Raw genomic sequence first — 26149 nt, 5'->3', positions numbered from 1 at the left:
CGATGGAATACGTAATGGGTGTCGACATAGGAACCCAGAGCACCAAGGCGCTGCTGGTGGATGCTCAAGGCACGATCATCGCCCAGCACAGCCAGGGGTATCGCGTGGATACCCCGAAAGTGCGCTGGGCCGAGCAATGGCCGCAGGTCTGGCTGGATGCCGTTGAGGCCTGCGTCGCGCAATGCATGGCCAAGGCCGGCGTGGCGGCAGCGCAGGTCAAGGCGCTGTGCATCAGCAGCCTGTACGGCGGCTCGGGGATCGCGGTGGATGCGCAGATCACGCCGCTGCACCCGTGCCTGATCTGGATGGACCGCCGCGCCGGCGAGCAGGTGGCGTGGGTGCGTGAGCATGTGGACCTGGAGCGTTTGTTCGCGGTCACCGGCAACTCGGTGGACAGCTACTACGGCTTCACCAAGATGCTCTGGCTCAAGCAGCATCAGCCGCAGGTGTGGGCGCAAACGCGCTACTTGCTGCCGCCCAACAGCTATATCAACTGGTGCCTGACCGGCGAGTTGGCGGTGGACCATAGCAGTGCCGGCAATATCGGCGGTGTCTACGATGTGGCGCAGCGCGGTTGGTCCGAAGAGATGCTGGCGGCATTGGAGATTCCGTTGGCGATGATGCCCGAGCGGCTGGTGTATTCCGGTGAAGTGGTGGGCGGCTTGCTGGAAAGCTGGGCCATACGCCTGGGCCTGCAGGCGGGCACACCGATTCTTGCCGGTGGCGTGGATGCGGCGATGGCCACCTTGGCGGCGGGTGTTACGCAACCGGGCAACCATGTGGCGATGATCGGCACCAGCATGTGCTGGGGCTACCTGAACCAGCAGGTGGACGCGCGCCACGGCCTCGTGAGCATGCCGCACGTCTACAACGGCCACCGGGACCTGTACATCTTTGGCGGTGCGATCACCGCCGGTGCGTCGGTGAGCTGGTTTCGCGAGCAGTTCTGCCAGGCCGAGGAACAACAGGCCAAGGCCACCGGGCAGGACAGCCTGGCGCTGCTGGAGCAGAGTGCGATGAAGGTCCCGGCAGGCAGCGAAGGCTTGCTGTTCCTGCCGTACTTGATGGGCGAACGCAGCCCGGTTTGGGATGACCGCGCCAGCGGCAGTTTTGTCGGGCTGAACCTGTATCACAGCCGTATCCACCTGTACCGCGCGGTACTGGAAGGGGTGAGTTTTGCCCTGCGTCACAACATCGAGGCCGGTACACAAGGCGCGCACTCGCTGGACCCACATTTGATTGTGGTGGGTGGCGCGAGCCATTCGGATTTGTGGATGCAGATAATTGCGGATGTCACCCGCTACCCGGTCTACACCATTGTGCAGGAGGTGGAAGCGGCGCTGGGCGCGGCTTTATTGGCGGCGCACACGGTGGGGTTGGTGAGTGATGGGGAGATGGAGAAGGGCTGGGTGCAGTTGGCGTTGCGGGCGCAGCCCAAGCGCGAGAATGTCGTGACTTATGACCGGGCGTTTGCGCAGTACTTGAAACTGTATCCCGCGCTGAAACCGATCATGCACAGCCTGCAGGGTAACTGAATTTACACGGTCCAAAGGTGGGAGCGGGCTTGCTCGCGAATGCGGTGTATCAGTAGTAGATTTTTTGGCTGATACACCGCATTCGCGAGCAAGCCCGCTCCCACAGGGGATCTTCATTGTTTTTGAGATGTGTATTCATGATGACGACCTTCAACTTCACCCACCAGCGCATCCTCGTCACCGGCGCCACCAGCGGCATCGGCCATGAAATCGCCCTGCAACTGATCGCCAGCGGCGCCGAAGTTTTTGCCCTTGGGCGCGACGCCCAGGCCTTGGCCAAGCTGGGCTGCAACACCGTATGCGTGGACATCGCCGACAGCATCGCCCTCGACAAAGCCCTGCATGAGCTGCCGCCACTGCACGGCCTGGTCAACTGCGCCGGCATCTCGCGCCTGGAACCCGCTGCTGCCATCAGCGCCGACGCGTTTGACCAAGTGATGCAGGTCAACGCCCGTGCCGCCGCCCAGGTTGCCAGCCGTGTTGCGGCAAAAATGATTGAAGCGAAGATCGCCGGCAGCATCGTCAACGTCTCCAGCCAAGCCTCGTTAGTCGCGTTGGACGATCACCTCGGCTACTGCGCCTCAAAGGCTGCACTCGATGCGATCACCCGCGTGCAGTGCGCCGAGTGGGGTCGCTTCGGCATTCGCGTCAACAGCGTCAACCCCACCGTCACCCTGACGCCCATGGCCACCATGGCCTGGTCCGACCCGGCCAAGCGCGACCCGGCGCTGGCGGCCATTCCGCTGGGGCGTTTCGCTGAAACGGTGGAGGTCGCGCTGCCGGTGCTGTTCCTGCTCAGCGACGCCGCCAGCATGATCAGCGGCGTCAGCCTGCCGATTGATGGCGGTTACACCAGCCGTTAACCGTTTTCCAACTGGCCGGCGATCACCACTTTGTCGCGTGGTTTGTACGGGTCTTGCAGGCGATCAAGCAGCAGGCGCACCGCGCTGCTACCGGCCAGGGAGGCGTCGTGGGCCACGCAAGCGATGGGCACGCCGAAAATATCGGCGAAGGGCAGGCGGTCGATGCCGCAGATGGTCAGGCTGTCGTGGGCAATGTTATGCATGCGTAAAGCGCGCAATGCGCCGAGGGTGATCAGTTGGTTGAAGCCCATGATCGCGTCCGGCGCCGAGTGCTCGGCCAGGTAGTCGAGCGTGTGCAGGTAAGACGGCATCAGCGTGTAGTCGCCGGCCTGCACTTCAACCTGTATGTGCGGGTGTTCGGCGAGCACTTCGCGCAGGCCCTTGAGGCGTTCCACGGTGATGCGTGAATGCTCGGGGCCGGTCAGCACCAGCAGGCGCTTGAGGCCGGGCGTCTGGCGCAGCAGGTAGTGCGCGGCCTGGATGCCGCTGTGGTAGTTGTCGAGCACCACGCGGCTGAACGGGCTGTCGTGGATTGTGCGGTCGAGCAACACCACCGGGGTTTTGCCGTTGCCCAGGCGCTCCAGATAGTCGGGCTGATAGCTCGGCTCGTCGGAGACCGGCGACAGGATGATCCCCGCCACGCGGTAGCCGAGCAAGGTGTCGACGGCCTTGCTTTCGAGCTCTTCCAACTCATCGGTGTCCACCAGCATGATGGTGTAGCCGTGTTTTTTCGCCTCGCGGGAAATCGCCTTGATCATCTCGCTGTAGAACGGGTTGTCCACCGACGCCGTGATCACGCCGATGATCAGGCTTTCGCTGCGCTTTAGCCCGCGTGCGAAGGCGTTGGGCACGTAGTCCAGCTCCCGCGCCACTTCAAGGATGCGCGCCAGGGTGGCGGGCTTGACCAGGTCGGGTTTGCTCAGCGCGCGGGACACCGTGATGGTGGTCATGCCGACCCGTTTGGCGATGTCGCTGATGGTGACGGACTTTTTCTTGTTCATGGGTAAGGCTGCAAGAGGAAACACCCGCAGGCTAGCATGCGCGCGGGCGCAGGGTGATTCAAATCAGCGGGTCCCAGCGTTGCGACCAGTCACTTTCGGCCTTGACCACCTCACGCAGCAACGCCAGTGCCTGTTGCAACACCGCCGAATCCCGCGCCCGTGAATACACCAGGTAAGTCGGGAAACTGAACTCTGGCGCCTTCGGTACGCGCTGCATCACGCCGCTGTCCAGGTAGCTTTGCACGACGCGTGTGCGGAAATACCCGGCGCCGCCGTTTTCCAGGATGTACTGCAGCGCCAATGGCCCAAGGTTGAAGCTCAGCGCAGCGCGTGCTTTGTCGGGCAGGGCGGCGTCATGCTGCTGGCGAAAGCCTGGGCCCCAATCGATAAAGATGTAAGGGTCGGGCTTGCTGACCAACTGCACCAGGATCAACTTTTCTTCCAGCACTTGTTCCACTTGCAAGCCTGGCCAGTACTGCGGCTGGAATACCAGGGCGGCATCGAGCACACCCAGTTCCAGTTGGCGCAGCAGGTATTCACCTTCGCGCACTTGGGTGCGCAGTGCGTGCCCCGGGATATGTTCGCGCAGGGCCTGGGCCCAGCCGAGCATCAGCGGGTTGCACAGGCTGACTTCACCGCCGATATGCAGCACATTGCGGTAGCCGTCGGGCAGCGGCAGGTCGCGCTTCGCGGCTTCCCAGGTTTGCAGCAGCTGGTTGGCGTAGACCACAAAGGCTTCGCCATCGGCGGTCAGCCTGGCGCCTGCGCGGTTGCGGATGAACAGCGTGCTGCCGAGTTGGCTTTCGAGGTTTTTCACGCGGGCGGTGATGGCGGTTTGGGTGACGTGCAGTTTCTCGGCCGCTGCGGCCAGGCTGCCGCAGCGGGTGATTTCGAGGAAGGTGCGTGCCAGTTCGATGTCCATGAAGCCCCCGGGGATGAATGGGGGGCATTGTAGTGGAATACGTTTAAAACTGTGGGCGGGGGTTTGCCTTGGGTAGACTGTGTACATATCCGTTGCTGCGGTAACGGCTTCGTATGGTTCCGCTCTTACAGCGGGTCACTTTTGGCAAACGCCCGGAATGCCGGCCCAGCCAAAAGTAACCAAAAGGTCTTTGCCCCACCACTCGGTGCCTCGCTTAGGCTCGGCATGCCCGCACTCCGGCCCGGCTCCGCGGGTCGCCGCGATGGGCCATCCCTGGCCCAGCGCGGCTAAACCGGCATCCCTGCCGGTTTACCCGCTCCACCGTGCTTACTTGCGGCCATCGTGGTTAACGGGGCCTGTCAGATCAAAATCAAAATCAAGATCAAAAGCAAGAGCACGGCGGCCTAGTAGCCGACCTGAGTGGTTGAAGCAGGAGCAGGGCAACAGCACAGCAAAAACAGATCAGAAGCAGAGCTGCTTTTCTGTGGGAGCTGGCTTGCCTGCGATGCAGACACCTCGATACATCAGGCATACCCAGGTGATGCTTTCGCAGGCAAGCCAGCTCCCACATTTGACCGAGTACACACATCTACCTGATGTACTGAGCTCAAAATGTGGGAGCACGGCGGCCTAGTAGCCGACCTGAGTGGTTGAAGCAGGAGCAGGGCAACAGCACAGCAAAAACAGATCAGAAGCAGAGCTGCTTTTCTGTGGGAGCTGGCTTGCCTGCGATGCAGACACCTCGATACATCAGGCATACCCAGGTGATGCTTTCGCAGGCAAGCCAGCTCCCACCTTTGACCGAGTACACACATCTACCTGATGTACTGAGCTCAAAATGTGGGAGCACGGCGGCCTAGTAGTCGACCTGAGTGGTTGAAGCAGGAGCAGGGCAACAGCACAGCAAAAACAGATCAGAAGCAGAGCTGCTTTTCTGTGGGAGCTGGCTTGCCTGCGATGCAGACACCTCGATACATCAGGCATACCCAGGTGATGCTTTCGCAGGCAAGCCAGCTCCCACATTTGACCGAGTACACACATCTACCTGATGTACTGAGCTCAAAATGTGGGAGCACGGCGGCCTAGTAGCCGACCTGAGTGGTTGAAGCAAAAGCAGGGCAACAGCACAGCAAGAACAGATCAAAAGCAGGGCTGCTTTTCTGTGGGAGCTGGCTTGCCTGCGATGCAGACACCTCGGTACATCAGGCATACCCAGCTGATGCCATCGCAGGCAAGCCAGCTCCCACCTTTGACCGAGTACACACATCTACCTGATGTACTGAGCTCCAAATGTGGGAGCACGGCGGCCTAGTAGCCGACCTGAGTGGTTGAAGCAGGAGCAGGGCAACAGCACAGCAAAAACAGATCAGAAACAGAGCTGCTTTTCTGTGGGAGCTGGCTTGCCTGCGATGCAGACACCTCGGTACATCAGGCATACCCAGGTGATGCTTTCGCAGGCAAGCCAGCTCCCACCTTTGACCGAGTACACACATCTACCTGATGTACTGAGCTCAAAATGTGGGAGCACGGCGGCCTAGTAGCCGACCTGAGTGGTTGAAGCAGGAGCAGGGCAACAGCACAGCAAAAAGAGATCAGAAGCAGAGCTGCTTTTCTGTGGGAGCTGGCTTGCCTGCGATGCAGACACCTCGATACATCAGGCATACCCAGGTGATGCCTTCGCAGCGGTTCGGCGGTCCGACAAGCCAGCTCCCACCTTTGACCGAGTACACACATCTACCTGATGTACTGAGCTCAAAATGTGGGAGCGGGCTTGCTCGCGAATGCGGTGGGCCATTCACCAGATGCATCAACTGACACACCGCCATCGGGAGCAAGTCGAACCGTCGCACCGCCCCTCCCACATTTAACCGAGGTCGGCTGCCAGGCCGCCTTGGCTTTGCTTTTGATTCAACCACTCAGGTCGGCTACTAGGCCGCCGTGCTGTAGATCTTGATCTTGATTTTGATCTTAGGCGCCCCGTTAAACCACGCTGGCCGAACGCAGGCTTTGGAGCGGGGGTAAACCGGCAGGACGCCGGTTTAGCCGCGCTGGGCCAAGGATGGCCCATCGCGGCGGCCCCCGCTCCAAAGCCGGAGTGCGGGCACACCGAGCCTAGGCGAGGTGCCGAGTGGTGGGGCAAGAGCCTTTTGGTTACTTTTGGGCTCTTTTCAAAAGTGACCCGCTGTAAGAGCGGAACCAATACAAGCCATCACCCAAACAACGGATATGTACCCAGCGGCCCCAGTGAGCTAATCGTCACTGAATACCGATGGACCAACTGTGTGTCGTCTGGTCGTCGTGGCGCTGCTCCAGGTCATCTTCATACTGGCAGCGCGGGCCTTTGCAGTTGTACTCGAACGTAACAGGCGGCTTGGTCTTAACCGGGAACAACGATTTAGCCGTCGCCGGTGCAGCCTGTGGCGCAACTTCGGGTACAGGGGCTTCGTAACTCAAGTCCAGGGCGGCGTGGGCCATGGCCGGCAGGAGGGCGAGCACTGCACTCGCCAGAACGGTCCTTGTGAATAGCATCTAAAACAATCCGCGCAACAAAAAATGAAGCGCGAATTATAAGCCAGATGCAACCGCAGATGCACAGCGCAACCCGCGGTCTAAAGCCGCAGTTCAGCGCACGCGAGGTGCTTGAAGATGTTCGGTGGGGAACGCCTTGGCATAGGCCTGGCACACCCGCAGCACCTGCTCATCGGCAAACCGCGCGCCCACCACATGCAGGCCCACCGGCAAACCATTCGCCGCCAACCCGCACGGCACCGACGCCGCCGGTTGCTGGGTGAGGTTGAAGGGGTAAGTAAATGGCGTCCACTCCATCCACTCACTCATCCCTGAACCCGGTGGCACGTTGTGCCCGGCGTCGAATGCGGTGATCGGCATCATCGGCGAGACCAGCACGTCGTAATGCTCATGGAACGCGGCCATCCGCGCCACCAGTGCCGCGCGGGCTTCGAGGGCGTCGTTAACGTCACTGAGGCTCAGGTGTTCACCGCGTTGCGCAATGCGCAGCAGACCGGGGTCGAGCAGGTGTTTTTGCGCGTCGCTCATCGCGCTGGTCAGGCGTGCGGCGCCGGCCGCCCATAAGGTGCTGAACACTTCCAGAGGGTCGCTGAAACCCGGGTCGATCTGCTCGACATGCGCGCCCAGCTGCACCAGACCATCAACGGCTTGGGCGACGACTTTGGCCACCTGCGGATCAACATCCACATAACCGAAGGTGGGGCTGTAGGCCACGCGCAAGCCTTTCAAACGCGTACCCGGCGTCAGCCACGGCGTGGTTCGTGGCGCGCCGATCAGGCCATCGCGCGCGTCCGGCTGCGCGACGGTTTGCAGCATCAGCACGGTGTCCTCCACGGTGCGGGTCATTGGCCCCAAGTGCGACAAAATGGTCATGGAACTGGCCGGCCATTGCGGCACATAGCCGAAGGTCGGCTTGATCCCGAAGGTGCCGGTAAACGCACACGGAATGCGGATCGAGCCACCCGCATCACTGCCCTGATGCAGCACGCCGAGGTTCAACGCTGCCGCCGCGCCCGCGCCACCGGACGAGCCGCCCGCCGTGGTGCGGGTGTCCCACGGGTTGCGGGTGATGCCGTACAACGGGTTATCGGTGACGCCTTTCCAGCCGAATTCCGGCGTGGTGGTCTTGCCCAGCAGTACCGCACCGGCCTTGCGCATCAACGCTGAGAAGGGCGCATCGACGTCCCACGGCCCCTCGGCGGACGAAGTACGCGAGCCCTTTCGGGTGGGCATGCCAATCGTCAACGTCAGGTCTTTTATGGACGAAGGCACCCCGTCCAGCGCGCCGCAAGGGGCGCCCATGAGCCAGCGTTGTTCCGAGGCGCGTGCAGCCTTGAGTGCACCCTCGGGATCAACATGGCAGTAGGCGTTCACCACCGGGTTATAGCGTTCGATACGCAGCAGGGCGTCTTCGGTGACGTCCACTGGCGACAAGGTCTTGTCACGAAAATGCTGCAGCAGTTGCACCGCTGTCAGTTGCCCAATCTCACTCATGCCCGCGTCCCCTGTGCCGCATTGACCATGGCGCGCAGCAACACTGCGCAGCCCGCCGCCAGGTCATCCGGCGCGGCGTTTTCGATTTCGTTGTGGCTGATGCCGCCTTCGCACGGCACAAAAATCATCCCGGCCGGGCCGAGTTCAGCGACGAAAATCGCGTCATGCCCGGCGCCGCTGACGATGTCCATATGGCTCAAGCCCAGTGCCGCTGCACCATCGCGAACGGCGTTGACGCAGGTTGGGGCGAAGTCCAGCGGCGGGAAGTCGGCGGTGGGCGTCAGTTCAAACGTCAACCCATGCCGGGCAGCGGTGGCTTCGATCACGCCACGCACTTCATCGACCATGGCTTGCAGCGTGTCGGCATGCAGGTGGCGCAGGTCGATGGTCATGTGTACCTGGCCGGGAATCACGTTGCGTGAACCTGGGTGCAAGCTCAGGCAACCGACCGTGCCGCAGGCGTGGGGCTGTTGTTGATGGGCGATGCGGTTGACCGCGCTGACCACCTCGGCGGCGCCGACCAGCGCGTCCTTGCGCAGGTGCATGGGCGTGGGGCCGGCGTGGGCTTCGACGCCGGTGAGGGTCAGGTCGAACCACTTCTGGCCCAGGCACCCCATCACCACGCCAATGGTGGTGGCCTGGTCTTCCAGCACCGGGCCTTGCTCGATATGTGCCTCGAAATACGCGCCCACCGGGTGGCCGAGCACCGCGCGCGAACCGGCATAGCCGATGCGCTGTAACTCAGCGCCCACCGACAGGCCGTGCTCGTCCTGTTTGTCGAGGGTGTCCTGCAAGTCAAACTTACCGGCAAACACCCCGGAGCCCATCATGCACGGCGGGAAGCGCGAGCCTTCTTCGTTGGTCCATACCACTACTTCAATCGGTGCTTGGGTCTCAATGCCGAGGTCATTCAAGGTGCGGATCACCTCCAGCCCCGCCATCACCCCGTAGCAGCCGTCGAACTTGCCGCCGGTGGGTTGGGTGTCGATATGGCTGCCGGTCATCACCGGGGGCAGGGCGGGGTTGCGCCCGGCCCGACGGGCGAAAATATTGCCGATGGCGTCGACACTGACGCTGCAGCCGGCCGCCTCGCACCACTGCACAAACAGGTCGCGGGCCTGGCGGTCGAGGTCGGTGAGGGCCAGGCGGCACACGCCGCCTTTGACGGTGGCGCCGAGCTGGGCCAGGTCCATCAGCGATTGCCACAGGCGGTCGCGGTTGATCAGCGGGGCGTTGCTCTTGAGCGGTTGCGCAAAACTATTCATGGGCAATCTCCGGTCAGGCGCTCAGCGCCAAATAGCGATTCTTGATGGTCGGGTCGGCGCGGAAGGCGGCGGCGCTGCCCTCGTACACCACGCGGCCCTGTTCGAGCACGTAATGGCGGTCGGCGAGCTTGTCGCAGACCATCAGGTTCTGTTCCACCAGCAGCACGGGCAGGCCGTCGTCCTTGATCTTGCGCAGGATCTTCACCAGCTCGTCGACGATCACCGGGGCCAGGCCTTCGGTGGGCTCATCGAGGATCAGCAGCTTGGGGTCGTTGAGCAGCGCGCGGGCGATGGCGAGCATTTGCTGTTCGCCACCGGACAGCGCGTGGCCGGCGTTTTTGCGCCGCTCCTTGAGGCGCGGGAACATGCCGTACACGTCCTCCATCTGCCAGCGGCTGGTCTTGCGCACGGCGATGCGCAGGTTTTCTTCGACGGTGAGCAGGCGGAAGATCCCGCGATTTTCCGGCACCAACGCCAACCCCTGACGGGCGATTTTAAATATTTTCTGCCCCACCAGCGCCTGGCCGTTGAAGTGAATCTGGCCCTGGCGCGGGCAAATAATCCCGAGGATGCTGCGCAGCGTGGTGGTCTTGCCGGCGCCATTACGGCCGAGCAGGGTCACCAGCTCGCCAGGGTTGACGGTCAGCGACACGCCTTCCAGCACGTGGCTCTTGTCGTAGTAGGAATGTATGTTCTCGACGATCAGCATCAGGCGGCCTCCCCAAGGTAAGCCGTGCGCACGCGCTCATCGGCGCGCACAAATTGCGGCGTGCCTTCGACCAGAATCTGCCCGTGGCTCATCACGGTGATGCGTTGGCTGATGGACATGACGATGCTCATGTTGTGTTCGATCAACAGCACCGTGTGGTCGCGGCCGAGGTCGCTGATCAGCTGGGTCATGATCGGGATGTCATCGATGCCCATGCCCGAGGTGGGCTCGTCGAGCATCAACAGTTTTGGCTTGGAGCAGATCGACATGCCCACCTCCAGCACGCGTTGCTGGCCGTGGGATAACTCGCCGGCCAGGGTGTTGGCGCGGTGGGTGAGTTGCAGGCGCTCCAGCACGTGGTCGGCCATCTCCAGGTGTTCGCGTTTGCTGTCGACGCGGCGCCAGAAGTTCAGGGCACGTGCACCGTCACGGCCTTGAGCGGCCAGGCGCAGGTTTTCGCGCACGCTGAGGTTTTGGAACAGGCTGGTGAGCTGGAATGAGCGCGCCATGCCCAGGCCGACGCGGGCATGCGCGGGTTTGCGCATCAGGTTCTTGCCGTCGAAATGAATCGCCCCGGCCGTGGCCTGGCGCTCGCCGGTCAGGCAGTGAAACAGGCTGGTCTTGCCCGCGCCGTTGGGGCCGATGATGGTGTGGATGGTGCCGGCTTCAACCTTGAGGTTGACGCCGTTCACCGCATGGAACGCGCCGTAGGCCAGCGCCAGGTCTTTAGTTTCCAGCAGAATGCTCATAGCCCTTCCTCCTTGGTGACGACGGCGGCTTTGCGGCTGCCACGTACGCGTTCGAACAGCGACGACAAACCGCCCCACAAACCGCCGCGCATGAAGATCACCACGAAGATCAAAATCACCCCCAGCAGCATCAACCAGCGCGGCCACAGGTCAGAGAGGAAATCGCCCAGCAGCACGATCGAACCGGCGCCCAGCAAGGAGCCGAACAGCGAGCCGGTGCCGCCGACGATGGTCATGATCAGGATGTTTTCGGACATCGCCAGGTCGATATTCGACAGCGGCACAAAGTGCAGCAGCATCGCGTACAGCGCCCCGGCGATGCCGGTGACCGCGCCGGACAGCACGAACACCAGGATCTTGAAGTGGCGCGTGTCGTAGCCGATGGCTGAGGCGCGGATTTCGTTTTCGCGGATGGCCATTAAGGTGCTGCCGAACGGCGAGGCGATTACCCGGCGTGCGCCGATGAAGATCAACAGGAACAGCACCGCGACAAAAGCGTAGAACGCGCGGGCGTCGGCCAGCGACAGCAACACGGTGTCACCGATGCGGATTTCCGGGCGCGGCACGCTGAGCAGGCCGTTGTCGCCGCCGGTCCAGTCGCTCAGGGTGTAGGCGACAAAGTAGGCCATCTGGCTGAACGCCAGGGTCAGCATCACGAAGTAAATGCCGGTGCGCCGAATCGCCAGGGCCCCCACCAGCAACGCCAGGAAGCCACCGGCCACGGCGGCGCCCAGCAGGGCGGGGAACAGGCCCAGTTGCAGGTGGATCATCAGCAGCGCTGCGCAATAGGCGCCGGCACCAAAGAAGATGCCTTGGCCGAAGGACAGCAGCCCGGTGTAGCCCAGCAAGAGGTTGCAGGCCAGGGCGGCCATGGCAAAGATCAGAATCTCGGTGGCCAGGGTTGCCGAGGGCAGGATCAGCGGCAGGCCGATCAGCACGGCCAGCACCCAGAGCAACATCGCGCGCGATTGCGTTTTGGCAAACGGCAGGGGATTTTTCTCGCTCATGTCAGGCTCTCCCAAACAGGCCGTAAGGACGCACCAGAATCACCACGGCCATGGCGCCGTAGATCATCAGGCTCGCGCCTTGGGGCCACAGTGTGGTCATCAGGCTTTGCACCACGCCCACCAGCAAACCGCCGACCAGCGCACCGCTGAACGAGCCCATGCCGCCGATTACCACCACCACGAAGGCCACGCCGAGGATTTCCGGGCCGACAAAGGGCTGCGCGCCGCGCAACGGCGCGAACAGCACGCCGGCGACGCCGGCCAGGGCCACGCCGAGGGCGAAGGTCATGGAGAACAAGCGGAAGATATTGGTGCCCAGCAGTGACACGGTTTCGGTGCTTTCACTGCCCGCGCGCACCAGGGCGCCGAAGCGCGTGCGTTCCAGCAGCAGCCACAGGCCCAGGCCCACCAGCCCGGAAAACACGATCAGGAACAGGCGATAGTAGGGGTAGACGAAATCGCCCACCACCAGCACCCCGCGCAGCAGTTCCGGTACGGCGACACTTTTGCCCACCGGGCCCCAGATCATCACGCTGGCTTCCTGAATGATCAGCGCTATCCCTAAGGTCACCAGAATCTGGAACATGTGCGGCAAGTGATAAATTCGCTGGATCAATAAGCGCTCGATCACCCACGCCAGAGCCGCCACCACCAGCGGCGCGATCAGCAGCGCCAGCCAGAAGTTGCCGGTGAGGCTCACGGCGGTGTAGCAGATGTACGCGCCCAGCAGGAAGAACGCGCCGTGGGCGAAGTTGACGAAGTTGAGCAAGCCGAAAATGATCGTCAGCCCGACCGCGATCAGGAAGTAGATCATCCCCAGGCCAAGGCCGTTGAGGATCTGGAACAGGTAAAGATTAAGCATGCAGGAGCCCTCAGCAGGAAGCTGCTCGCGCAGCCCTGCGGTGCACTGTTTCAGGGGGTCAGGCGAGCGTGCAGCCCGTCGCCTCGACCGGCGGGAACGACTGGCCGGCGCTGAGCACTTTGGCCAGGTCATCCTTGTCGGCCATGTCGTTGGTGGCCTTGCCGATCATCAGGTAGTAGTCCTTGATCACCTGGTGGTCGCCGGCGCGGATCGATTCCTTGCCGGTCGGGCCTTCAAAACTCAGGCCCTGCATGGCCTTGGCGACAGTCGGCCCGTCGAAGCTGCCAGTTGAAATGATGGTGTCAAGCATGACCTTGGTGCTGATGTAATCAGCGGCCAGCGGGTAGGTAGGGTTGATGCCGTACTTGGCCTGGGTCAGCTTGACCAGTTCGCGGTTGAGCGGGCTGTCGACCTGGTGCCAATACTGTGCGCCGAGGTACACGCCTTCGAGCACGTCGCTGCCCAGCTCCTGGAACTGGTCGAGGCCGGCGGACCACACCAGCAGCACTTTCATGCGTTCCTTGATGCCGAAATTCACCGCCTGGCGCAGGGTATTGGACGACTGGCTGCCGAAGTTGAGCAGCACCAGCACGTCGGGCTTGGCGGCGATGGCGTTGGTCAGGTAGCCGGAGAATTCCTGCTCCTGCAACGAGTGATAGCTGTTGCCGACGTGTTCCAGGCCGTTTTCCTTGAGCACGGTTTTGGCGCCTTCGAGCAAGGCCTCGCCAAACACGTATTGCGGGGTGATGGTGTACCAGCGCTTGGCGTCCGGCAGCAGCTTGATCAGCGGCACCATGGTTTCGCGGATCGCGCCATAGGTGGGCACCGACCAGCGGAAGGTCGCTTTATTGCAGTCCTTGCCAGTGACTTCATCGGCGCCCACCGGGGTCATGAACACGCCGTCGACTTTGTCGACTTCCTTGGCCACCGCCAATGCCGATGACGACAGCGTACAGCCCTGGAAGAACCGCGCGCCGTCCTGCTGGATCGCCTCCTGCACCTTGCGCACCGCCTTGCCGGCGTTGCCTTCGGTGTCGATGACTTTGTAGTTCAGCGCTCGCCCGAGAATCTGCGGGTGTTGCTCCACCGCCAGGCGCGAACCCATGTCGGCAAACTTGCCATAACTGGCAAAGGCGCCAGACATGGACTTGAGGCCGTAAAAGGTAAAGGGCTCGGCGGCGAATGCAGAGCGCACACTCAGCGGAAGGCTGAGCGCGGCGGCGGCGGTGAGACTGGCTTTCAACAACGTACGACGCTGCATGGGGTGACTCCCTGGTTTAGTTATTGGCAGGAGCGGCAATGGCGATACGGTGGAGCAGGGCCTGTGGGCAGGCCTGTTATTGGATTCAGCGGGCGAACCCGGTCAACTGTGGGAACTGGCTTTTGTGGCGAGGGAGCTTGCTCCCGTTCGACTGCGTAGCAGTCGCCGCTGTTGGGGGCGCTTCGCACCCCAGCGGGAGCAAGCTCCCTCGCCACAAAGGCCCGCACCCATACTGATCTGTGGTGTTCTTAAGAGTGATCAAACTCCAATAGAAAGTGCGGGCTGACCTGGCCTTCCAGCGCAGTCATATGGTGTTCGGCGTCGCACATATGTTCATGCATCAAGCTGCGCACCGCGCTTTCATCACCCGCGCGAAAGGCGCTCAGCAACTGCTTGTGATAGTCGAGGTTGGCCGCGTCGAACTGCTTGCGCTTGGGTTTGTAGGCTTTTTTCAGCACTACCAGGTCGCGCAACAGGTCGTTGAGAAACTGCGCCATGAAACTCAAGAGCGGGTTGGGGCAGGCCTTGGCCAGCAGGTTATGGAACTCCAGTTCTGCCAGGCGCTGTTCGCGCTGGCCGGCTTCGCTGTCTTCCGGCGCGCTGCAAAAATCCACGTTGTCTTGCAGGGCCTGGTAATCGTCTTCGCTCAAACGCCCGAGCACCGACACTGCCAACTCCACTTCGATGACCTTGCGCAGCTGGTACACCTGCTCGCCATCCAGGTGCTGAAAGTGCAGGTAGTTGCGTAATGCACGGCTGGCCGGCTCGGTGCCGGCCTGGTTCAGGTAAGCCCCGCCACTGGGGCCGGTGCGCGTATTCACCAAGCCTTCCACTTCCAGGGCCTTGAGCGCTTCTCGGGCCGAGCCCTTGGAGCACTGGAAACTTTCCATCAGCTCACGCTCGGTCGGCAATCGGTCACCGGGTTTCAGGGCGTCGGTGACGATGGAGCGCTTGACCGACTCGACAATCACATCGGAGAGCTTCTGGCGTTTGCGTCGCAATGGGCGGCTGAGCATGCTGGTCTATTGATCCTATTAATGCGGATTAATAGCACTTAATAACGATTGGGCAGGAGCGTCAACGCAGGGTGTCGTTTTCGGCGCGAAGAGGTCGTAAACGCGCGGGTTATTCCCAACTGCCGAGGTCGAGGCAGCGCGTGGAGGTGGGAGGTTGTTTGCCGAACACCAGGAAATCACCCACCCAGCGGTTGACGCACCCGCTGGCGTCGGTCCGAGCGGGCTGTTTGAGCAGCAATTGCTCGACGCCCGAGGTAACCGACGCCGCGTGCCCGGCGTTGACCAAGACCATGCGCGCGACGCGTTCGGGAAACAACGCGGCATACCGGCTGCCGAGGCGGGTGGCATCAGCGTTACCAAGGTAGTTGAGCTGTGCTTCGCCCAGCTGCGCACGCACAAATTCCATATCTCGCGCTGCCTGTTCGATGGTGTTGTCGTGACTCAGGTCGCGCGGGCTTAGTTCGATGACGTCATAACGGTTGACCAGCGTCCGATAGGCCGGGGTGGCAAAGGACTCCCAGCGGCTGACCAAGTGGACGCCGAAAGTTGCGCCTTGGCTTTTTTGCGGCTCACCGGCCTGGATAAACACCACACCTTCACGGCTGAGGGGGTCCCGGGCGCCGACACGGGTCAGGGCCAGGCGCACATTGCCGCGCTTGGGCGCAGCATAGTCACGGGGCACGCTGACACTGGCGCATTGAGTGCGCTCCAGTACCTCGGGGTCGGGTTGGTGGAAGGCGGGGAAAGGGCAGTCCAGCAGCCAGTCAATCGCGGTGGGCGCGATCAGGGGCTCGGCAAAGGCCCGGCCTGCGATCAGCCAAAGGCCGATGCACGCCAGGCGTTTTACAAGAACGCTGGGTTTCATCAAGAGATACCGGGCAGCCGTATGAAGGCGGCTTTTTTACCAAGTACCAGGGGTAGACGAATGTAGGTTTAATAAACGTAATGTGTAGGAAATTGGAGTTTTGTTATTGGAAACCGGCATCCCAGCCGCCGCCCAAGGCCTTGTACAAGGCAATGCTGGCTTGCAGGCGTGACAGCCGTAGTTGCACGTTCAAGTCCTGGGCTGCGTACAGCGTGCGTTGGGTCTCCAGCACCGTCAGCAAGTCTTCGGCGCCTGCCTGGTAGCGACTTTCGGCGATCTGGAAGGCGGTTTGCGCCTGCTGCAGTTCTTCGCTTTGCCATTCGCGTTGTTCATCCAGGCGCGTGATGCTGCTGAGGGATTTCTCCACGTCGGCAAAGCCGTTGATGATTGCGCCGCGATAGGTTTGCAGCAGCTCGTCCTGGCGGGCGCGAGCCTTGTCGCGTTCGGCGCTTAAACGGCCATTGTTGAAAATGGGCGTCACCAGGCCTGAGGTCAGGTTGTAAAACGGGCTGCGCAGAATGTCTGCGGCCTTGTAGGAACCCGAGCCCAGCGTAGCGCCCAAAGTCACCGTGGGCAGCATCGCCGCGCGTGCCACCGTGACGTCGGCACTGGCTGCAGCCAGCTGTGCTTCGGCCTGGGCCAGGTCGGGGCGGCGGCTCAGCAGTTGGCTGGGCACGCCCGGGCCAATGGCCGGCCAGGTCAGCGCCTGGAACGGCTCGTCGGCCAGGTTCAGGGCCTGCACGGGCTGACCGAGCAGGGCCGCGAGGGTGATCAGCGATTCTTCGGCCACCTGCTGAATCAACGGCAGTTGCCGTTGCTGGCTGGCCACCAGGCTTTTCTGCTGGGCCAGCTCCAGGGCGGTGGCGGAGCCAGCGTCGTAGCGGGTCTGGACCAGGTCGAGCACATTGCGCGCATTCGCCAGGTTCAGCTCGGCGATCTGTCGTTGTTGGCGGGCGGCGAGGGTTTGCGCGTAGCGGTCGGCCACGTTGCTGAGCAAGGTCAGTTCAACAGTGGCCTGGTCGAACTCACTGGCGCGCAGGGTTTGCACCGCGCTGTCGCGGGCGGCGGCGCGGCCACCCCAGAAGTCCACTTCATAGCTGGCGGTCAGGTTGGCGCCGAAACTGTCGACGGTTTTATTACTTTGCGTAGCGTCCAATGTCGAGTTACCGCTGCCACGCAGCAGCTTTTCGCGGCTGGCGGTAAGGTTGAAGTTCACCTCAGGCAACAACGGCGCACCGGCAATCACCGCACTGGCCTGGGCCTGGCGCACGCGCGCCATGGCGGCGGCCACGTCATAACTGTCGCGCCGCGCCTGGTCGATCAAGCGGTTGAGTTGTGGGCTGGCGAATTGCGTCCACCAGCGCTGGTTGGTCGCTTGGGCGGCGTCACGCTCGGCGTATTGCCAGGCGGCAGGCGCTGCGATACCGCTGTCGACGGCGGGCGGGTTGCCGGTGCAGGCGTTAAGCAACAGGCACAGGCTAAGCACCGACAGGCGCGGTGCGATGGATTGTTTATTCACTGGTCAACGCCTTAACCGGATCGAGCCGGGCAGCTTTACGGGCCGGCATAAAGCCGAATACGACACCGGTGACCAGTGCACAGCCAAACGCACCAAGCACCGCCACCAGGGAGAACTGCACCGCCACCTCGGCCAGCACCAGCACGCCGCCGACCAGCAGCGCCAGGGCAATACCGCACAGGCCGCCGACTACCGAGAGCATCACCGCTTCGGTGAGGAACTGGCGCAGAATGTCGCGCTGGCGCGCGCCGGTGGCCATGCGGATACCAATTTCGCGGGTGCGTTCGCGCACGGTCATCAGCATGATATTCATCACGCCGATCCCGCCCACCAGCAGGGAAATCGCGGCAATCGAGCCGAGCATCAACGACAGCGTGTTCGCTGTGCGCGCCTCGGCCTGGATCATGGCGGCGTCGTTGGTGAGGTGGTAATCGCGCTTGCCGTTGTGCAGCTTTTGCATGAGCTGATCGATGGCCTTTTCGGTTTCATTGACCTTGCGCGCATCGGCGGCGGCAATCACCACGTATTCGGGGTTATAGGTGCCGAACAACCGCACGCTGGCGGCGGTATAGGGGATCGCGACTCGGTCGTCGCTGTCTTGCATACCGGAGCTGGAGCCTTTTTCTGCCAACACGCCAATCACTTGGAAGGGCACGTTTTCAATCAGGATGTATTGGCCGATGGGGTCGACTTCGCCTTTAAACAACTTTTCGCGCACACGGTGACCGATCACCGCCACCGTGGCGCCTGCGCGTTCGTCGGCCTCGGAAAAGTAGCTGCCTTGCGCCACTGGCCAGTTGAAGATGGTCGGGAAGTTGGTGTCGTTACCGCCCACATAGGCCATGTAGTCGACGTTGCCAAAGCGTACACCGGCGTAGGTGCCGTTAACTGGCATGATGCGCTTGACCTGCGGCAGTGTTGCCAATGCCGCGACATCATTGGGGGTCACGATCCCCTGCGGTGTACGCGGGTTAGGCGAGAAGCCGCTGAGGTAGATGATGTTGGAGCCGAACGCCGCCATCTGCGCCATGACCTGGCGCTTGCTGCCTTCGCCTACCGCCAGCATCACCACCACCGAAGCTACGCCGATGATGATCCCCAGCAGCGTCAGCGCGGTGCGGAACCGGTTGATCCACATTGCCCGCCAGGCCGCCAGCACCGCGTCCACCAGCTCGGCTTTCCAGGCGCCGTTATGTTCGGCGCCGTCGGCCAGGCGCTGGCGCAGGTCCACGGCTTGCAGTGCGTCGCTGTTGGCCGTGATGGGCACGTAGGTTTCACTCAGCGCCGAGTCGTTGATGATCAGGCCGTCGCTGATCTCGATGATACGGTTGGCGTGCGCCGCGACTTCGCGGTCGTGGGTAATCAGGATGACCACGTGGCCCTGGCTCGCCAGTTCATCCAGCAGCGCCATGACCTCGGCACCGCTGTGGCTGTCGAGGGCGCCGGTGGGTTCGTCGGCGAGGATGATATGGCCGCCATTCATGAGTGCGCGAGCAATCGAAACGCGCTGTTGCTGGCCGCCGGAGAGCTGGTGCGGGCGGTTGTTGGTGCGGTCGGCCAGGCCTAGCCGGGTGAGCAGGGCCTTGGCGCGGGCATGGCGTTCGGCGGCGCTGATACCGGCATAGATGGCCGGCATCTCGACGTTTTCCTGGGCCGAACCGGACGGGATCAAGTGATAGCCTTGGAACACGAAACCAAAGGCTTCGCGGCGCAGCCAGGCCAGTTCGTCGCCGTCCAGGTGGGCGACGTCTTGTCCGGCAAACAGATAGTCGCCCTCGGTGGGGCGGTCGAGGCAGCCGAGAATGTTCATCAGCGTGGACTTGCCGGAGCCCGACGCACCGACGATGGCGACGAATTCGCCGGCATGGATCGACAGGTTGATACCGCGCAATACGTCGACCTGAGGGCTGTCGCCGCCGCCGTAGGATTTGCGGATGTCCTTGAGTTCAATCAGTGGCGTGGTCAAGTCAATCTCCGCTGCGGTCGGCCGGGCCGATCAGCACGTGATCGCCTTCGTTCAGGCCGTCCAGTACTTCAACCCGCAGGCGATCGCTGATACCCAGGCGCACTTCACGTTCTTGTATGGCGCCGTTTTTAGCCACAATCCGGGCGATCTGCTTGTCGGTGCCGGAGCTGCCGAGCAAGGCTGCAACCGGCACGGTGAGGGCGTCCTTGACTTGGCTGGCGACAAAAAATACCTGGGTGGTCATTTCGGCCATCAGTGCATTGTCAGCGTTGTCCACATCCAGCAGCACGGTGTACAGCACCACGCGGCCGCTGCCGGTTTTGCTCGTGCTGCTGGGGCTGCCATTACCCTGGCTGGTTTCGTTCAGCGGCTTGGGCGGGATCGGCAGGATCTGGCGCACGGTGCTGGTCCAGCGGCGGCTGCCGCCGGCGAGGGTGGTGAAGTAGGCGGTCATGCCCGGTTTGACGTGGCCGATGTCGGCTTCGGACACCTCGGCCCAAACGGTCATCGGCGACAACTTGGCGATGCGCAGGATCAACGGCGTCTGTTGCTGGGCGTTGAGGGTCTGGCCGACCCGCGCGTCCACCGCCACCACTGTGCCGCTCATGGGCGCGTAGATGCGTGTATAGCCCAGTTCAGCCTCGTCACTGCGCAGGCTGGCCTGGGCCTGGCGGATCTGCGCCTGGATCATGTCGACCCGGGCCTGTGTTGCACTCAGTTCGGCCTTGGCGGTTTGCACATCTTCTTCGCGGGTAGCGTTGCCGATGACCAGCCGCTGCTGACGCTGGTACTTCTGGCGCGCTAATTCGTGCTGGGCTTTCTGTTCCTGCAACTGGGCCTTGAGGTTTTCGATGGCGTAGCGGCTGGCGTCGAGCTTGGCTTGTTGCGTGGCGGGGTCGATTTCTACCAGCAGTTGGCCTTCTTTGACCTGATCACCGGCTTCGACATGGATCTCGCGGATTTGCCCGGACGCCTGGGCGCCCACGTCGACGTACCGGCGCGGCTGCAGAGTGCCCAGTGCCGTGACGCTGTTTTCAATGTTACCGCGCGTTACGGTGACCGTGGACAGGCTATCGCGGCCTGGCAGCAATAGCTGCCAGGCTGCCACCGCAACGATGGGGATCAGGCACGCGACAGCAAGCAGGGCGCGTCGGGCGGGGCGAGGGCGTTTCATTCGTTGGTTCCAGCCAGAAAATTGAGGCCGCATTGGCGGAGGGCTGACTGTTATACGAGAAAATTGCCCGAAGATTTAGGTGTTTACATACGCGGTAACAGCTCTGTTGAACAAAAAAATCTTCCGTTGATGCAAGACTTCTTTAAAAGTAGATGAGAATTACTATAAATTGCACACACTCAAACTGCCATCATCCATGGCCTGTCTTCTGTAGCACTCAAGGATCTGATGCCGCCTCCCCAGGCGGCCGGGAGTCATGTTGGAAAACTACTATCGCGAGCTGGTGTGCTTCCTCAACGCCAAGCTGGGCAACCGTCAGGTGGCCGAGGATGTGGTGCATGACGCTTATGTCCGGGTGCTGGAGCGCGCCAGCGACACGCCGATCGAACAACCGCGGGCGTTTTTGTACCGCACGGCACTCAATCTGGTGATCGACGGCCATCGGCGCAATGCCTTGCGCCAGTCCGAGCCCCTGGAGGTGCTGGACAACGAAGAACGTTTCGCCCCCAGCTCACCGCATGCCAGCCACGATCAGGGCCAGCGCCTGGAAATGCTCGAGCGCGCCCTGGCCGAGTTGCCGGCGGCCTGCCGCGACAGCTTCCTGCTGCGCAAACTCGATGGCTTGTCGCACCTGCAAATCGCCGATCGCTTGAGCATTTCCCGCAGCGTGGTGGAAAAACATATCGTCAACGCCATGAAGCATTGCCGGGTGCGCATGCGCGAGTGGGAAGCGCACTGATCAGCGATCAGTTAAATTTTATTTCACGGTCCTCGTTTCCTATCAACACATGACCTGTTGTTCAGGTCTTGAAAGGTATTCCCGCCCCACCGCCAAGGGGCTTATCCAGAGGACACTGGAATGACACAGGCAATTGCTTCGCCCGCGGTTCACGACCTGATCGGTATCGGTTTCGGCCCTTCGAACCTGGCGCTGGCCATCGCCCTGCAGGAGCGCGAAAAAGCCCAGGGCAAATTGGACGTCCTGTTTCTCGACAAACAGGCCGACTACCGCTGGCACGGCAATACCCTGGTGACCCAGAGCGAACTGCAGATTTCGTACCTCAAGGACCTGGTGACCTTGCGCAACCCCACCAGCCCGTACTCCTTCGTCAACTACCTCAAGGCCCACGATCGGCTGGTGGATTTCATCAACCTGGGCACCTTTTACCCGTGCCGCATGGAATATAACGACTACCTGCGCTGGGTCGCGGGGCAGTTCCAGCCGCAGGCGAGCTATGGTGAGGAAGTACTGGCCATCGAGCCGATTCTGCATCAGCAGCAGGTTGAGGCGTTGCGCGTGATCTCCCGGGATGCGCAGGGCGATCAGCATGTGCGCACCACCCGTTCGGTGGTGGTCAGCGCCGGCGGCACACCGCGCGTACCCGATGCGTTCAAAGGCCTCAAGGATGACGGCCGGGTGTTCCACCACTCCCAATACCTGGCGCGCATGGCCCAGCAGCCGTGTGTTGAAGGCAAGGCGATGCGCATTGCAATCATCGGCGGTGGCCAAAGCGCGGCTGAAGCCTTTATTGATTTGAACGACAGCTTCCCGTCGGTGCAGGTCGACATGATCCTGCGCGGTTCGGCGCTGAAGCCGGCCGATGACAGCCCGTTCGTCAACGAAGTGTTTTCGCCGGCATTTACCGATTTGGTGTTCCAGCAAGTCGGCGCCGAGCGCGAGCGTCTGGTGGCCGAGTACCAGAACACCAACTATTCGGTGGTGGACCTGGACCTGATCGAGCGTATCTACGGGATTTTCTACCGCCAGAAAGTTTCCGGCATTGCCCGCCAGGCGTTCCGCACCATGACTGTGGTTGACAAAGCCAGCGCCAGCCCGCTGGGCATCGAACTGGCCCTGCGCAACAATGCCAGCGGCGAAACCAGCGTCAGCCATTACGACGCAGTGATCCTGGCCACCGGTTACGAGCGCCAGATGCACCGCGAATTGCTCGCGCCGCTGGAAGCCTACATGGGCGACTTCGAGGTGGCGCGCGACTACCGCATTGTCACTGACGAGCGCTGCAAGGCCGGCATCTATATCCAGGGTTTCAGCCAGGCCAGCCATGGTTTGAGTGATACGTTGCTGTCGGTGCTGCCGATTCGGGCGGATGAAATCGCCGCGTCGTTGTATGAGCATGATCGTCACCGTGGCAAGGCGCGTTCGGTGCAGGACCTGCTATTGGCCACCGCCAGCTGATCGTTGTGGCGAGGGAGCTTGCTCCCGCTGGGCTGCGAAGCGGCCCCAAAAGCTTGCGGGCGCTACGCACTCGAGCGGGAGCAAGCGCTCTCGCCACAAAAGCGCGTTCCTACAGACGGCACTGGCAACAAGATTGAGCTACTGGTACTGTACAAAAAACCAGTATCGGTAGCCGTCCATGCAGTTGATCGAAAAACTCAGCATCCTCGCCGATGCCGCCAAGTACGACGCGTCCTGCGCCAGCAGTGGCGCGCCCAAGCGCAGCTCCGAGGGCAAGGCCGGGCTGGGTTCCACCGATGGCATGGGCATCTGCCACAGCTACACCCCGGACGGCCGCTGTGTGTCGCTGCTCAAGGTGTTGCTCACCAACTTCTGCCTCTACGACTGCCAATACTGCGTCAACCGCCGCTCCAGCGACGTGCCCCGCGCGCGTTTCAGCCCGGAGGAAGTGGTCACCCTGACCCTGGATTTCTACCGGCGCAATTGCGTCAGCGGGCTGTTTCTCAGCTCCGGCATAATCCGTTCGGCCGACTACACCATGGAGCAGCTGGTTCGGGTGGCCAAACTCCTGCGCGAGGAGCATGACTTTCGCGGCTATATCCACCTCAAGACCATTCCTGAAGCCGACCCGGCGCTGATCGCCGAGGCCGGGCGTTATGCCGACCGGCTGAGCGTGAATATCGAACTGCCCACCGATGCCAGCTTGCAAACGCTGGCGCCGGAAAAGCAGATCGTCTCGATCAAGCAGGCCATGCAAACCATCTACACCGGCGAGCAAACCGTACTCAACGAACCGCGCGCACCGCGTTTCGCCCCGGCCGGGCAGAGCACGCAGATGATCGTCGGCGCCGATGACACCGATGACAGTACCATCCTGCACGGCGCCGAAGCGCTGTATGGCAACTACAAGCTGCGTCGCGTGTATTACTCGGCGTTCAGCCCCATCCCCAACAGCCCGAAAAGCGTGCCCCTGGCCGCGCCGCCGCTGATGCGCGAACACCGCTTGTATCAGGCAGACTTTCTGCTGCGCAGCTACGGTTTCAGCGCCAACGAGCTGTTTGAAGGCCCCGGCCACCTGGCGCTGGATATCGACCCCAAGCTGGCCTGGGCGCTGGAGCATCGCGAGGTGTTTCCCCTGGACTTGAATCGTGCCGAACCCACGTTGATTGCACGTATCCCCGGCATTGGCCTGCGCACCACTCAGCGGCTGGTCGACCTGCGCCGTGAACGCAAGATCCGCTTTGAAGACCTGGCGCGCATGCGTTGCGTGCTGGCCAAGGCCAAGCCGTTTTTCATCACCAGCGACTACCACCCGCAACAAGCCGACAGCACCAGCGTGCTGCTGCGCGAGCAACTGCGCGACCGCCCGCAGCCACAGCAAATGGGGTTGTGGGGGTGATCAGCCTGGAATGCGACAACCTGTTCAGCACCTGGCGCGAACAGGCGCGCTGGCTGCTCAGCCATCAGGTCGACCCCAGCCAGGTGAGCTGGGGCGAGGCGGAGGTCGCGGACCTGTTCGCGACTGACGAGCCGATCCCTGAGCAGCTTGGCCCGTTCCAGGCGCGAATTCCCAAGGCGCTGTTGGAACTGCTGGAATCGGCGGCCTGCTATCACGGCGATCAGCGTTGGAGTTTGCTCTACGAGGTGTTGTGGCGGGTCAGTCATGGCGACCGCACCGCAATGCTGGCCGGCGACAAACTGGGCAGCGAGTTGCAGCGGCGGATCAAACAGGTGAGCCGGGAGGCCCATCACCTGCATGCCTTTGTGCGGTTTATTGCCGTGCCGGCACAGGCGGGCAGCGAGTTGCCGGAATACGTGGCCTGGCATGAGCCGGCCCACGACATATTGAAGTCAGCCAGCCAGCACTTTATCGGACGCATGGGCCGCCATCGCTGGATGATCGCCACGCCGTTGGACGGGGTTTACTACGATGGTGAGCAACTTATTCATCAGCGAGTGTGCCCCGAGGCGTGGCAGCAACTGGCGCAAAATGTCGAAGACCCTCATAGCGCCATGTGGCTGACTTACTACAGCCACATCTTCAACCCGGCGCGGTTGAACCCCAAGGTGATGGAGGGGCACTTGCCCAGCCGGTTCTGGAAGAATTTGCCGGAGGGTAAGTTGATTCCAGGGTTGATCAGTGAGGCGCGTACCGGTAAACAGCGCGATGGCCAGGCGAAGCTGATCGCCGCGCGGCCCGGTAAGCGTATCGGTGCGCCGCACCTTCCCACAGGTTAGTTCGTGCGCGGGGTGGGGCTTTGCGCTGGAGGGCTGACGAACTGCTTCAACGGCGAATCCAGGTCATCGGTTTTAACCGGTGGGCGATAGTCTTGAGTGCTGGTGGGCATCACATTCTTCAATGCGTAATTTGCGCCGGGAGGTTGAGTGCCTGAAGGGGTGGGTTGGCTTGCAACGCCAGGCAGCTCTTTCAGGCAGTTCTCTTTCTCGATGCCCTCCGGGAAATCACGACAGGCTTGTTCGCGGTTTTTCCGAATACACCGTTCGCGTTCTGCAGGCACCAGGCGATTCTGACACGATGCTCCCGACAATATCCCTACCGCCACCTTAAACCAGGCGGCTGAAGCGTCGCTGCCGGGCGGGGCTGCCTGAGCGGCGGGAGAGAGGAGGCAGGTGAACAGTGCGCAGATCAATAATGACGATTTGATGGTGTTCATCCTTGAATCGGCCAATCAGCAGAAAGGTCTATCTAACATCGTGGTGTATCAAACTGCAACATTGATGAGGTCGTGACGCGGAGCGTCACAGGAGGCATTCCCACGCGGAGCGTGGGAACGATCTAGCACGATCTAGCAAGCCAGGCCTTGGAGTGACAGGCGGTGTTCAGGCCAGCTCGGTCGCGGTGTTTTTGACCACCGCCAGCTCGGGATGCGCCACCAACTTATCGATGTGCAACTCATCGTTGTTCAACCAGGTCTCCGTCAGCACCCGGTAGTGCTCCATATCCCGGCAACGCATGCGCAGGCTGTAATCAAATGGCCCGCTGATCAGTTGGCATTCGAACACCTGCGGGCAGGCTTTGACGCACGCTTCAAAGGCCTTCTGCGCCGAGCGCCCGCTTTGATTGGACAAGGCCACCAGCACCAGCGCGTTCGATGTTGGCGATGTTCACCACCACCGGCCGTGTGTGGCGTTCTACCTGCTGGCGCTGGGTTGAAGGCAAAGCGCGCCGGGCGAATCATCAGGACAGTGTTTGT

The 26149-nt window shown here is 62.0% G+C and carries 22 protein-coding genes and 1 pseudogene; 6 read left to right on the top strand and 17 right to left on the bottom strand.

What is annotated here, in order from left to right; genetic code table 11:
- The first annotated feature begins 2 nt into the window (after nt 1-2).
- Together ACA065_RS19400 and ACA065_RS19395 are read left to right on the top strand one after the other, a co-directional pair.
- Nucleotides 3-1535: an FGGY-family carbohydrate kinase gene (locus ACA065_RS19400; RefSeq protein ID WP_497691091.1), complete on the top strand. Its 1533-nt coding sequence runs from the start codon at nt 3-5 to the stop codon at nt 1533-1535.
- A 137-nt stretch (nt 1536-1672) separates the two neighbouring features.
- Nucleotides 1673-2398 carry an SDR family oxidoreductase gene (locus ACA065_RS19395; protein WP_497691090.1) on the top strand — a complete coding sequence of 242 codons (726 nt, stop codon included), beginning with the start codon at nt 1673-1675 and terminating at the stop codon, nt 2396-2398.
- Here the strand turns inward: ACA065_RS19395 and ACA065_RS19390 are convergent.
- The 15 genes from ACA065_RS19390 to ACA065_RS19320 all read right to left on the bottom strand — a co-directional run bounded on the left by ACA065_RS19390 (nt 2395) and on the right by ACA065_RS19320 (nt 20737).
- Nucleotides 2395-3399, bottom strand: a complete 1005-nt coding sequence (locus ACA065_RS19390; RefSeq protein WP_497691089.1) for a LacI family DNA-binding transcriptional regulator — start codon at nt 3397-3399, stop codon at nt 2395-2397. The genes ACA065_RS19395 and ACA065_RS19390 overlap by 4 nt on opposite strands.
- A gap of 58 nt (nt 3400-3457) precedes the next feature.
- Nucleotides 3458-4321: a LysR family transcriptional regulator gene (locus tag ACA065_RS19385; protein ID WP_497691088.1), complete on the bottom strand. Its 864-nt coding sequence runs from the start codon at nt 4319-4321 to the stop codon at nt 3458-3460.
- Nucleotides 4322-6577: 2256 nt separating this feature from the next.
- Nucleotides 6578-6817: a hypothetical protein gene (locus tag ACA065_RS19380; protein WP_497691087.1), complete on the bottom strand. Its 240-nt coding sequence runs from the start codon at nt 6815-6817 to the stop codon at nt 6578-6580.
- Nucleotides 6818-6943: 126 nt separating this feature from the next.
- A complete protein-coding gene (locus tag ACA065_RS19375; RefSeq protein WP_497691086.1) occupies nt 6944-8344 on the bottom strand; it encodes an amidase in 1401 nt (466 codons plus the stop codon).
- A complete protein-coding gene (locus ACA065_RS19370; protein WP_497691085.1) occupies nt 8341-9609 on the bottom strand; it encodes a Zn-dependent hydrolase in 1269 nt (422 codons plus the stop codon). Before ACA065_RS19370 ends, ACA065_RS19375 begins: the two co-directional genes overlap by 4 nt.
- A gap of 13 nt (nt 9610-9622) precedes the next feature.
- Nucleotides 9623-10318 (bottom strand): ABC transporter ATP-binding protein, encoded by a 696-nt coding sequence (locus tag ACA065_RS19365; RefSeq protein ID WP_497691084.1) that lies wholly within the window; start codon nt 10316-10318, stop codon nt 9623-9625.
- Complete coding sequence (locus ACA065_RS19360) at nt 10318-11067, bottom strand: ABC transporter ATP-binding protein (protein ID WP_497691083.1); 750 nt, start codon at nt 11065-11067, stop codon at nt 10318-10320. Before ACA065_RS19360 ends, ACA065_RS19365 begins: the two co-directional genes overlap by 1 nt.
- Nucleotides 11064-12074 carry a branched-chain amino acid ABC transporter permease gene (locus ACA065_RS19355; protein WP_497691082.1) on the bottom strand — a complete coding sequence of 337 codons (1011 nt, stop codon included), beginning with the start codon at nt 12072-12074 and terminating at the stop codon, nt 11064-11066. The genes ACA065_RS19360 and ACA065_RS19355 overlap by 4 nt, the downstream gene beginning before the upstream one ends.
- Before the next feature lies 1 nt (nt 12075).
- The gene (locus tag ACA065_RS19350) at nt 12076-12936 is read right to left on the bottom strand and encodes a branched-chain amino acid ABC transporter permease (protein ID WP_015884776.1); all 861 of its coding nucleotides are present in this window, start codon (nt 12934-12936) and stop codon (nt 12076-12078) included.
- Between the two features lie 58 nt (nt 12937-12994).
- Entirely contained in the window at nt 12995-14197 is a 1203-nt protein-coding gene (locus ACA065_RS19345; protein ID WP_497691081.1) for an ABC transporter substrate-binding protein, read from the bottom strand.
- Nucleotides 14198-14445: 248 nt separating this feature from the next.
- Nucleotides 14446-15213, bottom strand: a complete 768-nt coding sequence (locus tag ACA065_RS19340) for a FadR/GntR family transcriptional regulator (protein ID WP_497691080.1) — start codon at nt 15211-15213, stop codon at nt 14446-14448.
- Nucleotides 15214-15322: 109 nt separating this feature from the next.
- Nucleotides 15323-16078, bottom strand: a complete 756-nt coding sequence (locus ACA065_RS19335; RefSeq protein ID WP_497691079.1) for an alpha/beta fold hydrolase — start codon at nt 16076-16078, stop codon at nt 15323-15325.
- 103 nt (nt 16079-16181) lie between these two features.
- Nucleotides 16182-17597, bottom strand: coding sequence for an efflux transporter outer membrane subunit (locus ACA065_RS19330; RefSeq protein ID WP_497691078.1), 1416 nt, complete (start codon nt 17595-17597; stop codon nt 16182-16184).
- Complete coding sequence (locus tag ACA065_RS19325) at nt 17590-19563, bottom strand: MacB family efflux pump subunit (protein WP_497691077.1); 1974 nt, start codon at nt 19561-19563, stop codon at nt 17590-17592. Before ACA065_RS19325 ends, ACA065_RS19330 begins: the two co-directional genes overlap by 8 nt.
- Nucleotide 19564: 1 nt before the next feature.
- Nucleotides 19565-20737 (bottom strand): efflux RND transporter periplasmic adaptor subunit, encoded by a 1173-nt coding sequence (locus tag ACA065_RS19320; protein WP_497691076.1) that lies wholly within the window; start codon nt 20735-20737, stop codon nt 19565-19567.
- A 256-nt stretch (nt 20738-20993) separates the two neighbouring features.
- Here ACA065_RS19320 and ACA065_RS19315 point away from each other — a divergent pair, with 256 nt between their 5' ends.
- The 4 genes from ACA065_RS19315 to ACA065_RS19300 all read left to right on the top strand — a co-directional run bounded on the left by ACA065_RS19315 (nt 20994) and on the right by ACA065_RS19300 (nt 25172).
- Nucleotides 20994-21476 carry a sigma-70 family RNA polymerase sigma factor gene (locus tag ACA065_RS19315; protein ID WP_497691075.1) on the top strand — a complete coding sequence of 161 codons (483 nt, stop codon included), beginning with the start codon at nt 20994-20996 and terminating at the stop codon, nt 21474-21476.
- 120 nt (nt 21477-21596) lie between these two features.
- On the top strand, nt 21597-22934 hold the full coding sequence (locus ACA065_RS19310) for a lysine N(6)-hydroxylase/L-ornithine N(5)-oxygenase family protein (protein ID WP_497691074.1): 1338 nt from the start codon (nt 21597-21599) through the stop codon (nt 22932-22934).
- Nucleotides 22935-23112: 178 nt separating this feature from the next.
- On the top strand, nt 23113-24333 hold the full coding sequence (locus ACA065_RS19305; RefSeq protein ID WP_497691073.1) for a putative DNA modification/repair radical SAM protein: 1221 nt from the start codon (nt 23113-23115) through the stop codon (nt 24331-24333).
- The gene (locus ACA065_RS19300; protein ID WP_497691072.1) at nt 24330-25172 is read left to right on the top strand and encodes a TIGR03915 family putative DNA repair protein; all 843 of its coding nucleotides are present in this window, start codon (nt 24330-24332) and stop codon (nt 25170-25172) included. Before ACA065_RS19305 ends, ACA065_RS19300 begins: the two co-directional genes overlap by 4 nt.
- Here ACA065_RS19300 and ACA065_RS19295 read toward each other — a convergent pair.
- Nucleotides 25169-25609 carry a hypothetical protein gene (locus tag ACA065_RS19295; protein WP_497691071.1) on the bottom strand — a complete coding sequence of 147 codons (441 nt, stop codon included), beginning with the start codon at nt 25607-25609 and terminating at the stop codon, nt 25169-25171. The genes ACA065_RS19300 and ACA065_RS19295 overlap by 4 nt on opposite strands.
- Before the next feature lie 166 nt (nt 25610-25775).
- Nucleotides 25776-26057, bottom strand: a pseudogene (locus ACA065_RS19290) (Lrp/AsnC family transcriptional regulator); the annotation flags it as partial.
- Between the last annotated feature and the right edge of the window lie 92 nt (nt 26058-26149).

Source organism: Pseudomonas sp. LBUM1640 (assembly GCF_059716225.1).
This window is presented reverse-complemented; position numbering and strand designations above follow the sequence as displayed.

Coding starts and splice junctions, on each gene's coding strand:
- ACA065_RS19400 (WP_497691091.1), top strand. CDS start 3: ATGGAATACGTAATGGGTGTCGACATAGGAACCCAGAGCACCAAGGCG.
- ACA065_RS19395 (WP_497691090.1), top strand. CDS start 1,673: ATGATGACGACCTTCAACTTCACCCACCAGCGCATCCTCGTCACCGGC.
- ACA065_RS19390 (WP_497691089.1), bottom strand. CDS start 3,399: ATGAACAAGAAAAAGTCCGTCACCATCAGCGACATCGCCAAACGGGTC.
- ACA065_RS19385 (WP_497691088.1), bottom strand. CDS start 4,321: ATGGACATCGAACTGGCACGCACCTTCCTCGAAATCACCCGCTGCGGC.
- ACA065_RS19375 (WP_497691086.1), bottom strand. CDS start 8,344: ATGAGTGAGATTGGGCAACTGACAGCGGTGCAACTGCTGCAGCATTTT.
- ACA065_RS19370 (WP_497691085.1), bottom strand. CDS start 9,609: ATGAATAGTTTTGCGCAACCGCTCAAGAGCAACGCCCCGCTGATCAAC.
- ACA065_RS19365 (WP_497691084.1), bottom strand. CDS start 10,318: ATGCTGATCGTCGAGAACATACATTCCTACTACGACAAGAGCCACGTG.
- ACA065_RS19360 (WP_497691083.1), bottom strand. CDS start 11,067: ATGAGCATTCTGCTGGAAACTAAAGACCTGGCGCTGGCCTACGGCGCG.
- ACA065_RS19355 (WP_497691082.1), bottom strand. CDS start 12,074: ATGAGCGAGAAAAATCCCCTGCCGTTTGCCAAAACGCAATCGCGCGCG.
- ACA065_RS19350 (WP_015884776.1), bottom strand. CDS start 12,936: ATGCTTAATCTTTACCTGTTCCAGATCCTCAACGGCCTTGGCCTGGGG.
- ACA065_RS19345 (WP_497691081.1), bottom strand. CDS start 14,197: ATGCAGCGTCGTACGTTGTTGAAAGCCAGTCTCACCGCCGCCGCCGCG.
- ACA065_RS19340 (WP_497691080.1), bottom strand. CDS start 15,213: ATGCTCAGCCGCCCATTGCGACGCAAACGCCAGAAGCTCTCCGATGTG.
- ACA065_RS19335 (WP_497691079.1), bottom strand. CDS start 16,078: ATGAAACCCAGCGTTCTTGTAAAACGCCTGGCGTGCATCGGCCTTTGG.
- ACA065_RS19320 (WP_497691076.1), bottom strand. CDS start 20,737: ATGAAACGCCCTCGCCCCGCCCGACGCGCCCTGCTTGCTGTCGCGTGC.
- ACA065_RS19315 (WP_497691075.1), top strand. CDS start 20,994: ATGTTGGAAAACTACTATCGCGAGCTGGTGTGCTTCCTCAACGCCAAG.
- ACA065_RS19310 (WP_497691074.1), top strand. CDS start 21,597: ATGACACAGGCAATTGCTTCGCCCGCGGTTCACGACCTGATCGGTATC.
- ACA065_RS19305 (WP_497691073.1), top strand. CDS start 23,113: ATGCAGTTGATCGAAAAACTCAGCATCCTCGCCGATGCCGCCAAGTAC.
- ACA065_RS19295 (WP_497691071.1), bottom strand. CDS start 25,609: ATGAACACCATCAAATCGTCATTATTGATCTGCGCACTGTTCACCTGC.